The sequence below is a fragment of the Nonomuraea sp. NPDC049758 genome (assembly GCF_040674635.1).
Taxonomy (GTDB): domain Bacteria; phylum Actinomycetota; class Actinomycetes; order Streptosporangiales; family Streptosporangiaceae; genus Nonomuraea.
Genome location: NZ_JBFAMZ010000016.1, coordinates 235,873 through 251,247, shown reverse-complemented (window position 1 = coordinate 251,247; position 15,375 = coordinate 235,873). Strand labels below are relative to the sequence as shown.

At 68.9% G+C, this 15,375-nt stretch carries 14 protein-coding genes; 5 read left to right on the top strand and 9 right to left on the bottom strand.

Translation table 11 applies throughout. From position 1 onward, the window contains the following. Nucleotides 1-27: 27 nt before the first annotated feature. The 4 genes from AB0J46_RS35700 to AB0J46_RS35685 form a co-directional block, all read right to left on the bottom strand. Nucleotides 28-801, bottom strand: a complete 774-nt coding sequence (locus tag AB0J46_RS35700; RefSeq protein ID WP_364338511.1) for a hypothetical protein — start codon at nucleotides 799-801, stop codon at nucleotides 28-30. Between the two features lie 182 nt (nucleotides 802-983). Further along, a complete protein-coding gene (locus AB0J46_RS35695) occupies nucleotides 984-1,823 on the bottom strand; it encodes a hypothetical protein (protein ID WP_364338510.1) in 840 nt (279 codons plus the stop codon). Nucleotides 1,824-1,853: 30 nt separating this feature from the next. Further along, nucleotides 1,854-2,045 (bottom strand): hypothetical protein, encoded by a 192-nt coding sequence (locus AB0J46_RS35690; RefSeq protein WP_364338509.1) that lies wholly within the window; start codon nucleotides 2,043-2,045, stop codon nucleotides 1,854-1,856. Nucleotides 2,046-2,091: 46 nt separating this feature from the next. Continuing rightward, nucleotides 2,092-2,547, bottom strand: a complete 456-nt coding sequence (locus AB0J46_RS35685) for a GNAT family N-acetyltransferase (RefSeq protein WP_364338507.1) — start codon at nucleotides 2,545-2,547, stop codon at nucleotides 2,092-2,094. A 1,223-nt stretch (nucleotides 2,548-3,770) separates the two neighbouring features. On the opposite strand from AB0J46_RS35685, the gene AB0J46_RS35680 reads away from it, so the two are divergent. Further along, nucleotides 3,771-3,944, top strand: a complete 174-nt coding sequence (locus AB0J46_RS35680) for a hypothetical protein (protein ID WP_364338506.1) — start codon at nucleotides 3,771-3,773, stop codon at nucleotides 3,942-3,944. 793 nt (nucleotides 3,945-4,737) lie between these two features. Here the strand turns inward: AB0J46_RS35680 and AB0J46_RS35675 are convergent. Beyond that, nucleotides 4,738-5,580: a universal stress protein gene (locus AB0J46_RS35675; protein ID WP_364338505.1), complete on the bottom strand. Its 843-nt coding sequence runs from the start codon at nucleotides 5,578-5,580 to the stop codon at nucleotides 4,738-4,740. A gap of 732 nt (nucleotides 5,581-6,312) precedes the next feature. On the opposite strand from AB0J46_RS35675, the gene AB0J46_RS35670 reads away from it, so the two are divergent. Then, nucleotides 6,313-6,660 (top strand): hypothetical protein, encoded by a 348-nt coding sequence (locus AB0J46_RS35670; RefSeq protein ID WP_364338504.1) that lies wholly within the window; start codon nucleotides 6,313-6,315, stop codon nucleotides 6,658-6,660. 63 nt (nucleotides 6,661-6,723) lie between these two features. On the opposite strand, the gene AB0J46_RS35665 is transcribed toward AB0J46_RS35670, so the two are convergent. Next, on the bottom strand, nucleotides 6,724-8,544 hold the full coding sequence (locus tag AB0J46_RS35665) for a M4 family metallopeptidase (protein ID WP_364338503.1): 1,821 nt from the start codon (nucleotides 8,542-8,544) through the stop codon (nucleotides 6,724-6,726). A 224-nt stretch (nucleotides 8,545-8,768) separates the two neighbouring features. Here AB0J46_RS35665 and AB0J46_RS35660 point away from each other — a divergent pair, with 224 nt between their 5' ends. Then, nucleotides 8,769-10,079: a hypothetical protein gene (locus tag AB0J46_RS35660; protein ID WP_364338502.1), complete on the top strand. Its 1,311-nt coding sequence runs from the start codon at nucleotides 8,769-8,771 to the stop codon at nucleotides 10,077-10,079. A 30-nt stretch (nucleotides 10,080-10,109) separates the two neighbouring features. Here AB0J46_RS35660 and AB0J46_RS35655 read toward each other — a convergent pair whose 3' ends face one another. From AB0J46_RS35655 to AB0J46_RS35645, 3 genes are all read right to left on the bottom strand, one after another. Then, a complete protein-coding gene (locus tag AB0J46_RS35655; protein WP_364338501.1) occupies nucleotides 10,110-11,168 on the bottom strand; it encodes a polyprenyl synthetase family protein in 1,059 nt (352 codons plus the stop codon). A gap of 133 nt (nucleotides 11,169-11,301) precedes the next feature. Continuing rightward, the gene (locus tag AB0J46_RS35650) at nucleotides 11,302-11,670 is read right to left on the bottom strand and encodes a MarR family transcriptional regulator (protein WP_364338500.1); all 369 of its coding nucleotides are present in this window, start codon (nucleotides 11,668-11,670) and stop codon (nucleotides 11,302-11,304) included. After that, nucleotides 11,619-12,326 (bottom strand): TetR family transcriptional regulator, encoded by a 708-nt coding sequence (locus AB0J46_RS35645; protein ID WP_364338499.1) that lies wholly within the window; start codon nucleotides 12,324-12,326, stop codon nucleotides 11,619-11,621. Before AB0J46_RS35645 ends, AB0J46_RS35650 begins: the two co-directional genes overlap by 52 nt. A gap of 74 nt (nucleotides 12,327-12,400) precedes the next feature. On the opposite strand from AB0J46_RS35645, the gene AB0J46_RS35640 reads away from it, so the two are divergent. Both AB0J46_RS35640 and AB0J46_RS35635 read left to right on the top strand, forming a co-directional pair. Then, nucleotides 12,401-13,330 (top strand): zinc-binding dehydrogenase, encoded by a 930-nt coding sequence (locus AB0J46_RS35640; protein ID WP_364338497.1) that lies wholly within the window; start codon nucleotides 12,401-12,403, stop codon nucleotides 13,328-13,330. 118 nt (nucleotides 13,331-13,448) lie between these two features. Next, nucleotides 13,449-15,347 (top strand): N-acetylmuramoyl-L-alanine amidase, encoded by a 1,899-nt coding sequence (locus AB0J46_RS35635; RefSeq protein ID WP_364338496.1) that lies wholly within the window; start codon nucleotides 13,449-13,451, stop codon nucleotides 15,345-15,347. Nucleotides 15,348-15,375 lie beyond the last annotated feature (28 nt).

Here is a 15,375-nt window from a genome sequence, read left to right as displayed (position 1 = left end):
GTCATACTGAGGCGACCTCAAGCGAATCTAGTCGCGCACCTCTTGGGCGGTGCCGGCTTCTAGCAATCTGACCAGCGCAGCGGAAATCGCCCCTGAGAGCTTGCGGTCGTACCCGGAGTAGCCTGGCATCGGGTTGACCTCCAAGCAGTACCACTTTCCGGTTCGGGCACAGACCTTGAAGTCTATCCCGCTGAAGTGCAGACCGAAATGCCCTGTAGCGGCGATACAAAGTGCAGAGATCGCCTTGGGGGGTGTCACTTTGAAGAATCGGACCCGTTGTCCGCGGGGGTAACGATAGTCGTCTGCCTGGGTCTCTATCCCGAGGCTGTGACATTCGCTTCCCACAACATGGATGCGCACATCAGGGCCGAGAATCGCCTGCTGGAAAACGGCCGGGGAGTATGCAAGGAGTTCGAGCTTCTCATACATTTCCGGAGCGAATCTTCTTGCAATGGTTCGATGGTGGCTGGTGGACTTCACGATCACCTCCCCGTATTCGGTGATGAAGGACCTTGCCCTCTCGGCATCATTAGTGACAAGGTAGGCAGGCACCTGTAGTCCAAGCTCCGCGAGCTCGCGATAGTGGATCGGGCGAACGCCGTTACTCCAACCAGAAGTCCACGGATTTACCGCAAAATCGAAGAAGTCAGTATCCAGGAGGGTCTCACAGAACCGCTCCGCACAGCGCAGGCCGTGGCGGTGTTGATCTCCGATTATACTGTGCTGTGAAGTGCATATCAGCCGGCAATAGACGGACATTGACCCGTGAAGTTGCTCAAGCCTACCATCGCCGAGTGCCATGTGGCACACATGTTCTCCCATGCGATAATGACCGGTGAACCGGCTATCCTCCCCATGGAGGCAGCTTGTCAGATCGATGAGAACGGGGCGTCGTTCTGCCAGCCTTATCGCTCGTGCAACGGTGTATCGAAAGGTCTCATCGGTGGAAAGCCCGATACACGCGATTTGTCGCCGACGCATCATCATGTTACGAGGAGTTCCGCTAGAGCGTGTCCGATGACGCTCGCTTGATCTTCGTGGGCGAGGTCGGTGGAAGGAAATGGGTCAAAGTCCCAGTAAACGAACGGGTTCGTTCTGTGTTCCACCTTAAGAATCCAGGCGACGCCGAAGATGTATCCAGCTTGCGTCGACGCCGTTCGAGCGAGATCGAGCGCCGCTTCTTCTGCCGACCTCTGGCCAGCAGTTTCACTGAGGAGGCCGGATGCTACTGGAACTCCTCCCACCAGCCAGACATACATGATTTCTGCGACTGAGGTCCTGAACACTGTGAGCAGCTCACGCCCGCGGTTGGCTGACTGCAGATCACCTGGCTCGGCAACACGCCCAGCGCAATGTGCTATTGCGGTGTCTCCTTCCTTGGGTCGCCGACGGTTGCCGAGTTCGTAGTCCAGGGCGCCAAGGAACCCGTTGCCCCTGAATTCGAGCTGGTGCCGCCGACCATGCGGCGTAGTCCGCATGCGCGGTTGGAAGGGCAGAGGCGGGTTGATGACAAGACGCGTCGAGCGAGGACGGAGTAGAAGGGATATCGCCGCAAGCCATTCGTCAGCAGCATATTGTCGGTCTCTTGTATTCATTTCGGCGACCGAAGGAACTCCCCTGAAAAGCACGTTGCCGATGCTCGTGTCGTCAACGGTTGAGCCGTCGGGCAAGTTGAGATTGATTCTGCCCGTCGACTCCACAGCGATGCTGACGCCGTCCAGCTCGCGCAGGCTACGGAATGGCTGATCAGTCCGTTCGAGTGCGAGGCTGGCGGCGTCAGCAATGCTGTCGCCGACAGGAGCGATTATCGTCGGTATTCCCATGGGTTTCGAATTCTGCTCGGGGAGACCCGGTCAAGCGAGTGGATGTCCAGCGATGTGGTCGCTGTGCGCCACATACTCGATGTCTTTACCGTCTTTTCCTTCCTTGTTCTTCTCTGCGCAGCCACTGTATGATGACTGCCGCAGTTCTGTTTCCGTCGAGGCGATGACATTTGCCGCCAGGTCCGGCCTGTCACTTGCTGGGATGAAGGTTCGATCTTCCATGAGCTGAAGCTTTCTGTGTGCAGGTTGGCGGGTGAGAACGCAATGGCTACTGTACGTAGTCGGCAACGCGTAGTGAGTAAATGAAGTATTTGCCTCCCTCGTCATGCATGTTGTCGATGTAGCCGGCCTGCTTGAAGCCGAATTTCTCTACGCCGTCTCTCGTGATCTGCTCATTGCCTTCCAGTGCGTCGAGGAATATCCTCCGGAAGTTGTTGTTCTTCGCGTATTCGAGCGAGTATTTGAGGAGGGCGGTGCCAACCCCGCTTCGGCGGCGGTTCTCGCGCACGACGGCTGTCCGTAGATAGAGCGTTTTCTCGTCGAAGAAGTCGATCTCCAGTAGGAAGAAGCCGTTAACGGATCCATCGTGGTCGGTATCCACGAGAGCGCTTCGGCTCATGAGTAGATAACCTACGCGAGCCTTCATTCGCGAGCTGTTCCAAGCTTTAGGAAGTAGCTCGACGCACGAATCGAAGTCTTCGGGTGTTGCGAATCGAATTCCCATGCTCGCTCTTATTTCCCGCTATAGGCATAAAAAACCATCCTGTCGCTAAATGGTCGGTCTAGATCTTCATGGCATTCCTGAGAGGCTAATTGGAGGTCGCATATCACATATCTTCGCATTTTTTTGTGGATTGTCCGGCACGCTACAAAGTCTGAAAGGAATGTGAAAGGCGCCGTATCGGCCGGCTCGTATAGATGCCGCCCGCACTGGGACGCGAAGATCCGGTAAGTCAGTGGACAGCGCCGGCCGACTGGCGGAATCTGCCGGAATACCTGCCGTCTTTCTGAAGCATGGCGGCGATCTGGATCGGACTTCCCGTGCAGTGGCAGACGCCTCCGTAGACTGATGGCGGAAGACGAAATCGAACCCGTCCCCGAGAGGTGCTCACAGACCAGGTCTTCTGCAAGGAGCACCGGCTGGCTCTCCGGAACGAGTGCGGCCTTGGACGGTTGTGCAGGAGGGGCACGCGGGATCGGCGCCGGTGCGGTGGCACAGGATGCCCGCCACAAGCGGCCGGGTCGCCGACAGCGCGTCGTTCCCCTGCCTGAGGCCGAATAGGCCCTTCACCCTGCCAAGATCACGCAAGACCGGCATCACCTCTGCGGCGGCTGAGCTACGGCCCTGAGCTCGTGATCCGGCTCGGCGCGGCGTCGGCCGCGCGCGAGGTGCTGATGCTGGCCAAGCGTGGCGGGCGGCTGTCGTTCAGCAGGACGGACCAGCAGTTGTTGCACGCGTTCGCCAGTCAGACGGCTCATCCGCTGGAGCGGGCCGAAGCCGGCCGCGACGCCGAACGGCCCGGCCTGCTGGAGGACGCGACCGCATCGCGGAGCCGGATCGTCGACCTGGTGGAGGGGGCGGGCGAGCATCTGGCATTCATGGCAGGCCTGCGGATGGAGGGGCAGATCGACACACTGGTGGCGAGGCCGTGGCCGAGCACCTGCCGGCGGTGTTGCGCGAGGCCCTGTCGAACGTGGTCCGCCACTCCAGAGCCGGCCGCGCCGAGGTGTCCGTCGAGGTGCGGCCGAGTCTCTTGTCCTCGTCGTCTCGGACGACGGCGTCGCCCCGGACGGGGCCGCGCGGCGCAGCGGCGCGAGCAATCCCGGTGGCACCCCCGCGTCGGGGGCCGGAGGGGGAGGCACGTGGCTGCGGTGGCAGGTCCCCTGTGGGGAGGGAACGGGCCCAGGTCCCTGGGCGCGGGGAGCTGTCGAGAAGTCATCGTCACCATGACGACGATGTGGCATGTCGATGCCTACTGGCGCGCGGTTGACCACCTGCTGTCGGGGAGATCCGCCTGCTGGACAATCCGCTGCCCGTTCGTCCTGATCGAGCACCTCGACGAGCGCACATGTACAGGTCGGCCGGACGGGCTGCCAGAGTGGGAGGCGAGCCCGCCCTGACAGCCCGTGAGGCGACCAAGCGGTTGTCCTGTTTCCTTCAAGAGCGTGGAGCCGACTCGGTGCGGAGGCGCCTGGGGGCCGGGCTGCGGGTCAGGCGGATAGCGAACAGGACGAGTCCTGAACCGTCGCGAGCAGGACGCCGGTCGAGACGAAAGCCAGCTGGTCAGCCCGTTCAGCCAGGCAAGCATGGCGGACAGCCAACTATCGGCCGAGGGCACCGGCTCGCGTCGGCGGTCGTGATCACTATGCTCCAGTCGCCCGCCTCGGGCCCCCGGTAGGGTGTCCGATCCCGTCGCCACTGGAACGTCTGGGTGACGAGAGGCGCGGGCGGCCGCCCGCGAGGGCGCCGGACGTAGGCGGCTTCGTCGGGCCGGGGCCGAATGTCCGGCAGCTCGTGGCTGCCCTGTTCGAGGTGGAACGGCGGGTAGGTGTCGGTTGGGAGACCGGCGTACGCGAGCCCAAGAGCGCCCGGGGGCAATCCCGCGCACAAGGTCATGGAGGCCGAGCGGGTGCGGCCGGTGCACAGCATCGCGAAGAACGCGACGACGGTGAGGACGTCGACGGCGATCCACAGGAAGGCGAGCGCAATGTAGTGGGGATCTCCAGGAACCACTTGACGATCCACAGGCCAAGGTTCAGCGGCTCCTCGAGCCGGGCGTCCACCCCGTACGGGATAGGTGCTCACCTTCTCAGCGCGCCATCGATCGGCAGGCGTGACAGCGGGCGGAAGTCCAGGCTCGCGTGCCGATGGACGCCTGTGACGGGGCAGCCGCTCCGGCGTCCGGCCCGCCCGTCAACGGGACGCGCTGGAGGCCCCGCCGGGCGGCACCACGGCCACCGGGCAGGCCGCGTGGTGGAGCACCCCGTGGCTCACCGAGCCCAGCATCGTGGAGGCGAAGTCGCCCAGCCCGCGCGAGCTCACCACGACCAGGTCGGCCGTGGACGACGCGTTCCTGAGGGCGGCGACCGGATGATCGCACACCTGCTCGTCCACGATCCGCACGTCAGGGTTCCCCTCCCGCCACGGGATCACCTCCTGGGCGGCGTCGCGGGCGTTCTCCTCGAAGCTCTCGCCGGTCATCCTGTAGGCGGAGGCGTACGAGGACAGGAGCGGCGGCCGCCAGGCGTAGAGCACCAGAAGTTCCGCGTCCTGGGCACGGGCCTGCTTCAGGGCGTACTCCATGGCGGCCGGTGACTGCCAGCCGTCGTATCCGACCACGATCCGGCCGCGGCGTATCGTGGCGGGCTCCCGGACGACGACGACCGGGCTCGCGGCGTGTCCGGCCAGCGCCAGGCTCGTGGAGCCGAGCACCATCCCGGCGAAACCGCCCCGCCCTCTGCTGCCCAGCACCAGGCTGTCGGCCTCCGCCGACTCCCGCACCAGGTCGTCCACCACCGGACCGGGCAGGATCTCCGTGCCGACCTCCACGCCGGGAACCAGGCCGCGCGCCCGGTCCGCCGCCGCTTCCAGCATCCCGGAGCAGTATTCGGCCGTTCCGACGTCGCCTGTCCACGGCTCGCACACGTGCACCAGCCGCAGTGCCAGCGAGCGCCTGCGGGCGTCCGCCGCGGCCCACTCGACGGCCGCCATCGAGGGCGGCGAGCCGTCCACGCCCGCCACGATCCGTCCAGCCATCTTCCGCCTCCCCCGAGCCCCTGCCCTTCCCCTACCCCGAAGCCGCCCACCGTCATGTCTGGCGTGCCGCGGGTTCTCCGCCGGCGGACGCGTGAGGGCGTCGACCCCGCTGGCGGGCCGCGCCGAGGGGATGGACGTCGAGCCGGTCGTGGGAGAGACCGGCGAAGACGGGAGCCGGCCGGCCGCACTCGGCCGGGGCCTGCGCCGACGTGGCGCAGCCGAGATCGGCCGTCCTGCCCCTGGACGACGCCCGCCGGCACGACGGGAGTCGCCCGTGACGTCGGTGGCGCGGACCGGCGGGACGTGGGGGAGCGCGCGGCCGGAGAGCCGGGCGGCGAGCAGCCGGACGCCGGGACGGCCACGACGGTCGGCCAGGGCGCGGAAGGCGTCGAATCGGCTGCGGCCATGCTTTTCTTTCATGCACCCGCAGGGCCATGACGGTCACCCGCGGGCGCCGGTCATGGTTGGGCACTGCGTCGGCCACGACGTGCGGGACGCCCACCGCCGGAGGGCGGGCGTGACCAGTGACCACCAGTGGATCACAAGGCGGCCCTGGTAGATCAGGGCGGGTGAACGATGCTCTTCATCCGCTCAGCCGCAGGCAAGGCCCGTCCGGGACGGACGAGCCGTCCGAGGCCGAGCGGCCGGTGCTCCCGCTCGACACCTCGCTGCCCGACGTGTGCGTGCGCCTGCCCCGCGTGCCTGGCGCGGCACGTCCGGTCGGAAGGCGGGATGGGCCGGCTGCTGGGCGGCCTGGCCTTCTCGTGGGGGGTGTACGGGCTGCTGTGGGCCGCGGCCGGGATCTGGTTGCCGGGACCGTCCGCGCTCGCGGTCGCGACGGTCCTGACGCTGCCGCCCGTACTGGTGTCGCTGGTGCTGCACCGCAGGTGGGGGCATCGGGGGTGGTGCTGGGTCCTGCGGTCACTGGATCCGGACGCGGTCATGATGGTCATGGCCCTCCTCCTCGGCCCGTTCCGGTGGCTCGAACCGGTCTTCTGGGCGGCGGTCTGGCCCTTCCGTCAGATCCTGCGGTTGTCCGCCTGGATCGGGCGGGTTCTGTCAGCGTTGGGCGATCTGTAGCGCTTGAGCGCGCGCGGCCGCCGCAACCCCGGCCGGGCACAGCCCGGCCGGGGCGTCATCGGCTCATGACATCACGGTCAGGGTGAGGGTGGCCGTGTGGTCGAGGGCGACGCCGTCGCCCAGCACCGTGATCGGGTAGGTCCCGGACGGGGTGCTCGCGCCGACCGTGAGCGTCAGCGTGGAGGTGGCGCCGGTGGTGATGCTCGACGGGCTGAAGGAGGCCGTCATGCCCGCCGGAAGCCCTCTGGCGTACAGCGAGATCTGCTGCGGGGCGCCCGAGACGACGGCGCTGCCGACGGTGACGCTCACGGTCTGGCCGGGCTGCACGGTCGCCGCGGCGGGGTTGACCGCGACCGAGAAGTCGCACGTGTACGGCTCGCCGGCCCGGGCGGGCACGCGGACGGCGTTCCACGCGGCCTTGACCGTGTTGTACTCCAGGCACGACGAGGGGAACATGTCCAGCGCCGCCTGCAGCGAGGCGCGGCGGGCCATGGTGTGCGGCCAGGCGGAGGTCTTGCGCAGCAGCGTGCCCATGTAGATCTGGCCCGCCTTGCGCGCGCCGAGCCCGACGATGGAGGAGGAGTCGCAGGTCGGGCTGGGCGGCTGGCCGTTCGTCGGGTTGCTCCCCTCGGCCAGCAGGTAGAACCAGTGGTTCTGGACGCCGGCCCCGACCTGGGGCGGCATCGACGGCACCGCGCTGCTGTAGCAGTCGGGGTGGCCGGGGATCAGCGACGGCTTGTACATGTAGCGGATCGGGCCGGTCCCGTCGACGTTGACCTCCTCGCCGACGGTGTAGTCCGGCGGGTCGAGGGTGGCGGGCTCGTTGGCGTACTGCTCGGTCAGCGCGCCGAAGATGTCGCCGGTGGACTCGTTGAGTATGGCCTTCTCGTTGTCGCCGAGGTCGAGGCCGGGCGTGGTGGCGAAGACGATGTGGCCGTACTCGTGCGCCACGACGTCCATCGCGGTGAGCTGGCGCAGGTTGTCGGAGGTGTGGCCGAAGACGGTGTTGACGCCGTTCCAGTAGGCGTTGACGTCGTTCAGGCCGACGCGGGCGGGGTAGCCGTCGCCGGCGCCGTTGAAGCCGGAGCGTCCCAGCCAGGTCTTGAGCATGTCCCATTCGGTGTCGATCGCGAAGAGCGTGTCGACGCAGGCGGTTTCGAGGTTGGTGCCGCTGCCGTTGCCCCAGTAGTCGTCGGGCCCGGTGAAGGCGGAGCCGTTCGGGCCGCCGCAGCGAACGTTCCGCCGCACCGGGTCGATCATGGCGAAGGAGGAGCCGGTCGACATGGTGCCGATGGTGACCGGGTTGCCGTTGTAGTAGCTGTTGCCCACCCCCGCCTTGACCTCGTCGGACTTCAGGACGACCGCGCCGGTCAGCGCGTCGACGAAGACGTGCAGCTTGCTCTCCCTGCCGCCGACGGCGCCGTGGACGAGCACCTCGTAGGCCAGCCGGCCGCGTCCCTGTGCCATGACCACCAGCCGGGGCGCGGCGATCGAGGAGACCTGGGGCAGCTGGCTTCTGGCCACCCGGGCCGCTTCGGCGGCGCTGAGCCTGGGTGTGGTGGCCACGTCCAGGGGGCTTTCCTGGGAGACGGAGGTGCTCAGGACCTCGCCGGTGGCGGCGCTGACCACGACGAAGTCGCCGCCGTAGACGGGCAGCCCCGCGTACGTGCGGGTGTAGGGCGTGTAGCGCAGCCCGTTCTGCCCTTCGATCGGGCCCTGTCGTACGTACGCGTCCTCGGACGAGCTGTGCAGCAGCGCGGGCCTGGCCTTCACCAGGAGGTCGGCGGGATCGCCTTTGGAGGCGTCCGCCGAGCCGGGGACCGAAGTGGCCACGAGCACACAGACGGCACTCGTGACCAGGGCTAACACGGCATTGCGTCTCATGGGGTCGCTCCTCTTGCGCCGGCGGGCGATGGACGGGGTCACCTGCATTTGAGTTGATGAACTACAGCAGGTCAATATCGAGGTAAATAGGCGGAAAAATCGGGATTTATGGCTGTTTCTGGCCCGGAGCCGGTGACGTAAGGGACTCCAGCCGTCAGCACGTATCTGAGGCACGCCGAACCTGCTCGGGAGGGGCAGCCACACACATCCCCCAGGAGGCGCCCATGCCCAGGATCGGGTTCGAATGGCAGTTCCAGCGTAACGAGCTGAGGTTCCTGGCAGATTCCAGGGACGGCTGGCGGACCGAGGACGCCCTGCCGTCCAAGGGACGCGTCTGCTACTGGCAGGACCCCGGGATCGCCATCGAGTCCGACGGCGGCGACGTCGAGATCATCACCGACTCGGTGACGACGTGGGCCGCCCTGCGCCGTCAGCTCGTCTTCATCGGCGAGCTGATCAGCCTGCTGACGGGCCGTTCGCCCGACACCACCAAGCTTCCTGCCACGTTCCTGCGGTCCGACGAGCAGGAGGACGCGACGGGCGGCTCCAGACGGTCGAGCAGGATCCGGACGAGCGCCAGGACGCAGGCCGTGCGCGTGGCCGAGGGGCACCTGAGGACCCACGACGACGTCCAGCCGACCGACGGGCTGCGCTTCGTGCCGGGCACCAACGTGGGCAACATCCTCACCGTGTCCCTGGCCGCGCCCATCAAGCGGTGCGACTTCGACTTCGCCGGCAACCCGGTGATGACGCCCGTCTACGCCATGGGCGACGTGCTGGCCTTGACCGCCGGCAGGGACCTCGTCCACGGCACGGCTCAGGCCACCTTGGACGTGCCGCTGGCCGAGCTGCCCGCCCGGCTGGGGGTGCTCGGCTTCGATCCGAGTGCCCAGGTGGGCGCATGGCTGCAGGGACGCCACCAGACGGCCAACCTCATCGGGTTCGTCACGCTGATCCAGTACATGCTGTGGGTCTTCGCCCATCAGAACCTCACCTCCGGCGACGGGCCGAAGGCGGGCTTCGCGCTGCTGCCGCGCACGAACCTGCGCTCGGTCTACATGAACGCCCTGACGGAGGTGGAACGGTCCTCCTTCGACGCCATGGTCAACGCCCTGTCCGACGGGGACAAGAATTCCCGGGTGTGCCCCCGGCCGTACGGTCTGGGCGGGCGGCAGACGTATGACAACCAGCTCAGCCTCTTCTGGTGGCTGCGCTCGATCCAGGCCGGCGACCCGGGCCAGGGCGACGAGACGCTGGCCCTCCACATGAGCGGCGACGGCCCGCGCGGCATCGCCTACGACGCGATGTCCCCGCCGCGCGGCTACCCCGCCCACGAGCCCTTCCCCGGACGGCCGGCGGAGTGGTTCACGTACTCCATGGGGCAGAAGACGACGCCGTACAAGGCGACGCACGTGGTCGTGGAGTACCGGCAGACCGACCTCTTCGGCCTGAAGAACGGCATGGGAACCTACGAGCAGTTCGTCACCGCGGCGATGGACGCGGCCCGCAGCGCCGGTCTGGACGTGCCGCACTGACCGCTCCGCCCCTGGATCAGCCGGAACGGCTCAGGGGTGGGCCAGGGGCTCGGCATCGCCCACCAGGTAGATGCCGGCCAGGGTGACCGCGTCGCGGTAGACGGCCGGCGGCGGGTCGGCCTCCTGGAGGCTCCGGAGGGCCAGGCGCAGGTGCGCGTGGTTCTGTTCACGGGTCCAGGCGCGGCCGCCGCACCGGTCGATCAGGTCCGCGACGGCGGCCAGCCCCTCCTCGGCGGGCTCGCCGTCGCCTTGGTAGAACTCGGCGAGCCGCCCGCGGTCGCGGTGCCCTGATTCCAGGCACGCCGCGACCGTGGGCGTGATCTTGCGACGGCGGACGTCACCGTAGCGCGACCGGCTGAGCTGCTCCGCCGGCCACAGGTCCGACAGATCGTTGTGGTACTGCACGGCCATGCCGAGATGGAACCCGAACCGGCCGACGGCCTCCACCTGCGCGCCGGAGGCGTCGGTCAGCAGGGCGGGCAGGCAGCACACCGCGCGCACGCCCTCGGCGGTCTTGGCCGCCTGCACGGAGACGGCCTGGTCGAGGCTGGTCTCGCAGCGGCCCTCGTGCTCCTCGTCGCGGACCTGGCCCGCGCACAGCTGGAGCCAGCCCGCGCGCATCGTCCGCAGCGCCTGCTGGGTCCGGGGGTGCGGATGCTCGCCCAGGTGGGAGAAGGCCAGGGCCAGCAGGGCGTCACCGGCCATGATGGCGTGCCCGGTGGTGTAGGCCGCCAGGACGGTGGGCCGGCCGCGACGCCGGGCCTCCAGGTCGACGATGTCGTCGTGCAGGGTGGCCACGTTCATGAGGAGGTTGCCGGCGACGACGGCGGGCAGGCCGCGTTCGACCGGGCCGCCGTCGATGCCCGCGCACAGCAGGGTGAAGGCGATGCCCTTGCGTCCGGTCCCGCCGCGGACACCGGTGGCCGGCCCGCCGTCCCGGCCGGCCCAGCCGTAGTGGTAGTACACGCTCTCCCGCAGCGGTGAGGGCAGGCAGTTCACCGCGCGCATGAGCGCCGGATCGGTGATCCGCGCGGTGTCGGCGAGGATCTGTTCGGCGGTACGGCCGGGTCCGGGCGGGGCGACACGCATGTCGGGCGGCTCCGTTCTTCCCCGGTGTGTTTCAGCAGGTTAAGCGGTGAGTGTGGGGGAGAGCGGGTTGCGGGGCGGTGTGTCGCCGATGCCCGGATTTAATCTACATTGTAAAGGCGCTCGGCCGTGGTTTTCAGGTGCGTTCCCGTGTTCCGTTGAGGGCCTTGCGTAGCAGAGTGGCCGACTGGTCCTGTTCGCGGGCGCTCAGATCGGCGGCGGCGGACCGGGCGAACTCGAAGGACTGCTCGAAGGCGGCGTAGAGGCTGGTCCCGCCGGGGGGCCGGACGACCTGCCGGGAGCGGCGGTCGTCGGGGTGGGGCTGACGGCGGACGAGGTCGCGCGCCTCCAGCCTGCGGATGATCTGAGTGATGTTGGACGCGTCGCAGCCGAGCTCGTCGGCCAGTTCCCGCATGCCGACCTGCCGCCCCAGCACGCAGGCCTGCGCCACGCTCAGCCCGTGTTCCAGGGCCGCGGTTTCGTAGGCGTCGACGAAGTCGAACATCGCCCGTTCGGCATCGGTTGGCTCGGCTCGTCGCCGGTGAACGTGGCTGCCGCCGGCGTGGCCGCGAAGACGGTGCGCAGTTCGGTGAGCAGGTCGTCGAGCGTGGGGTCCGGTGAGGCGGTGGTCCAGCCGCGCAGGGCGGCGTGGAAGGCGGCCACCAGCAGGTCGAGCGCCAGCCTGGGCCGGTGGTCGCGGTCGCCGAGGCCGAGCCGCCTGCGCAGGGTGGTCTCGAAGGCCGCGCTGGTGCGGTCGCAGAACTGCAGCCCGTGCGCGGTGATGGACGGCGTACGCTGCGACAGCTGCTGACTGAGCCGCACGCGGGCCACCCATTCCGGCCCCTCCGCCGACATCCGCCGCACCGCCGCGAGCATCGCCTCCTGCAGCACCTCCAGCACGGGACGGCCGCCGAGCGGCGCGTGCTCGACGTCGTCGAGGAGCGCGGTCCACAGGGCCTCCAGCGGGGCGGAGGCGACCTCCTCCTTGCTGGCGAAGTTGCGGAAGAACGTGCGCTTGGAGACCTCGACCTCCGCGCACAGCTCGTCGAGGGTCACCTGGTCGAAGCCGCGCTCGGTGAACAGCGCGAGCGCGGTGTCCACCAGGGCGGCCCTGGTCTTGAGCTTCTTGCGCTCGCGGAGCGGCAGCAGGTCGGCGGTCATCGTCCCCAGTGTATCCGGAGCGCATATGCCTCCTATAGGCTTATGCCACTCAGTGGCAATTGGAGGATGTCATCATGCGCGCTTTGATCGTCGACCGTTCCGTTCCCGGCGGCCTGCGGGTGGGGCAGGCGCCCGACCCGGTGCCGGCGCCCGGCGAGGCGCTGGTCCGCGTCACCGCCACGTCGCTCAACTACGGCGAGGTCAGGCACGCCCTGCAGGAGGCGCCCGAGGGCACGGTGCTCGGCTGGGACGCCGCGGGGGTCGTCGTCCAGGCGGCGGCCGACGGCTCGGGGCCCGCCGCGGGCACGCCCGTGGTCACGCTGGGCTGGGACGGCGGGTGGGCCGAGCTGCGGGCCGTCCCGACCGACCGGATCGGGGTGGTGCCGCAGGGGGCGGACCCCGGCGCGATCAGCACGATCCCGGTCGCCGGCGCCACCGCGCTGCGCGCGCTCGACCGCCTCGGGCCGATCCTGGGGCGGCGCGTCCTGGTCACCGGCGCGACGGGCGGCGTCGGCCGGTACGCCGTGCAGCTCGCCAGGCTCGGCGGCGCGTACGTCATCGCCGCCACCGGCGACCCGGACCGGCACGGCGACGGGCTGCGCGCGCTCGGCGCGGACGAGGTCGTCGCCGCCCCCGCCGAGAGCGGCGGACGGCTCGACGGCGTCCTGGACCTGCTCGGCGGCGTCCCGCTGGTCGAGGCGTTCGACCAGCTCGCCGAGGGCGGCACGCTGGTCGCCGTCGGGCACTCCACGGGCGAGGGCGAGAACTTCCCGTTCGGCGCGCTGTTCGGCGGGCCCGACCGCCACGACCGCTCGCTGGTGACCTTCCACCTGCTCTACTGCCAGGGCCTGCACCGCGACCTGACCTGGCTGGCCGGGCGGGTCGCGGACGGCACGCTGAGCCCGGAGATCACCTGGCGCGGCGGCTGGGACGACGCCGCCGAGGCGGCGACCGCCCTCCTCGACCGCCGCGTGCACGGCAAGGCAGTGCTCGACCTGGCGTGAGAGGCGGGCTGGACGAGTGAGCCGGAGAGCTTGTGCGGGGGCGGGCCTCCAGAAAGAAGGCTGGGGTCTCCAGAGAGAAGGCCGGGGTCTCCAGAAAGAAAGCGGAAAACTATGACATGTGACCTCCAGCTGGGCCCGTATCCATGCGACGGTGCAGGTGGAGGTGGTGGCGATGACGACGACGATGCCGCAGGCGTTCGAACAGGCCGCGAGAAGGCACGGAGTGCCGGAGAGCGTCCTGCTCGCCGTCTCGTACATGGAGTCGCGCTGGGACTGCAACGGCGGCAGGCCCAGTACGGCCGGCGGGTTCGGTCCCATGCACCTCACCGACGGCGCCATGCTGCGCACCTCGCGGCACCACCACATCGACGGGGAAGAGGACCCGCGCGGCGACGACTCCCGGCCCGCGCTGCGTCCCGGAGAGCCGGTGGAGCGGCCGGGCGGCCTGCCCGCGTCCCTGCACACTCTCGAACGTGCCGCCGAGCTGACCGGGGAGAGCACCGAGCGCCTGCGCAAGGACCCGGCGGCCAACATCGACGGCGGCGCGGCGCTGCTCGCCGACTACCAGCGCGCCCTGGGCGCCCCGCCGAGCGCCGACCCCGCCGACTGGTACGGCGCGGTGGCCCGCTACTCGGGCGCCACGGCCGAGGAGATCGCCGCGAACTTCGCCGACGAGGTGTACGAGGTCATCCACGAGGGCGCCACCCGCATGACCGACAGCGGTGCCGAGGTGACGCTGCCGCCCTCTCCCGAGGTGTCCCCGGCGCGCTCCTGGCTGGCCAGGCTGGACCTGCCGCGCCTGGCCGGCGCGGACGCCGTGGAGTGTCCCGACTCGCTGTCCGGCGAGTGGATCCCGGCGCCGTACAGTCAGCTGCCGAACGGCAAGTACGGCAACCACGACATCGCCGAACGCCCCACCAGCCAGACGATCCGGTACATCGTCATCCACGACACCGAGGAGCTGTACGACAAGACCCTCGGCCTCGTGCAGGACCCGTCGGAGATGAGCTGGCACTACACGCTGCGCTCACACGACGGCCACCTCGCCCAGCACGTGCACACCAAGGACGTGGCCTGGCACGCCGGCAACTGGTACGTCAACGCCAAGGCGATCGGCCTGGAGCACGAGGGTTTCCTCGCCGCCGGCGGCACCTGGTACACCGAGGCGATGTACCGCACGTCCGCCAAGCTCGTGCGGTATCTGGCCGACCGGTTCGGCGTCCCGCTGGACCGCGCCCACATCCTCGGCCACGACAACGTGCCGGGCATGCTGCCGGACAAGGTGAAGGGGATGCACGAGGACCCGGGTCCGTACTGGGACTGGGCCCACTTCTTCGACCTGCTGGGCGCTCCGCTGATCCCCGACGGCGACTCCGGCACGGCCACGGTCATGATCCGGCCCGACTACGACACCAACCGTCCGCACTACATCGGCTGCGACGACGACCACCCCGAAACCGACTGCCCGGCCCACGGGTCGGCCTCGGTCTGGCTGCACACCGAGCCGCGCGAGGACGCGCCGCTCGTCAAGGACATCGGCAAGCATCCGACGGACCAGTCCACGTTCAGCGTGTACGACCACGCCGCCCGCGCCGCCACCGGGCAGCGCTACGTCGTCGCCGACCGGCAGGGCGAGTGGACCGCCATCTGGTACCTGGGGCAGAAGGCGTGGTTCCACAACCCGGAGTCCGGTCCGGTGGCCGTGCCCAGCCGGGCCCGGACGGCGACGCCCCGGCCCGGCCTGGACTCCGTCCCCGTGTACGGCCGCGCCTACCCGGAGGAGGCGGCGTACCCGCCGGACGTGGAGGTGCAGCCGCTGGTCCCGCTGCAGTACACGTTCCCGGCCGGGCAGGCGTACACGGTCGGCCTGACCACCACCGGCGAGTACTACAGGGCGACGACCTTCGACACCACGCAGCACCGGGTGGTCCGTGGCACCCAGGAGTACCACCAGATCCAGTTCGGCCACCGCGTCATGTTCGTCAGGAGCGAGGACGTCGTGGTGACCGACGGGTGAGCGCCGGACCGGCCCGAAAGAGCCGGCG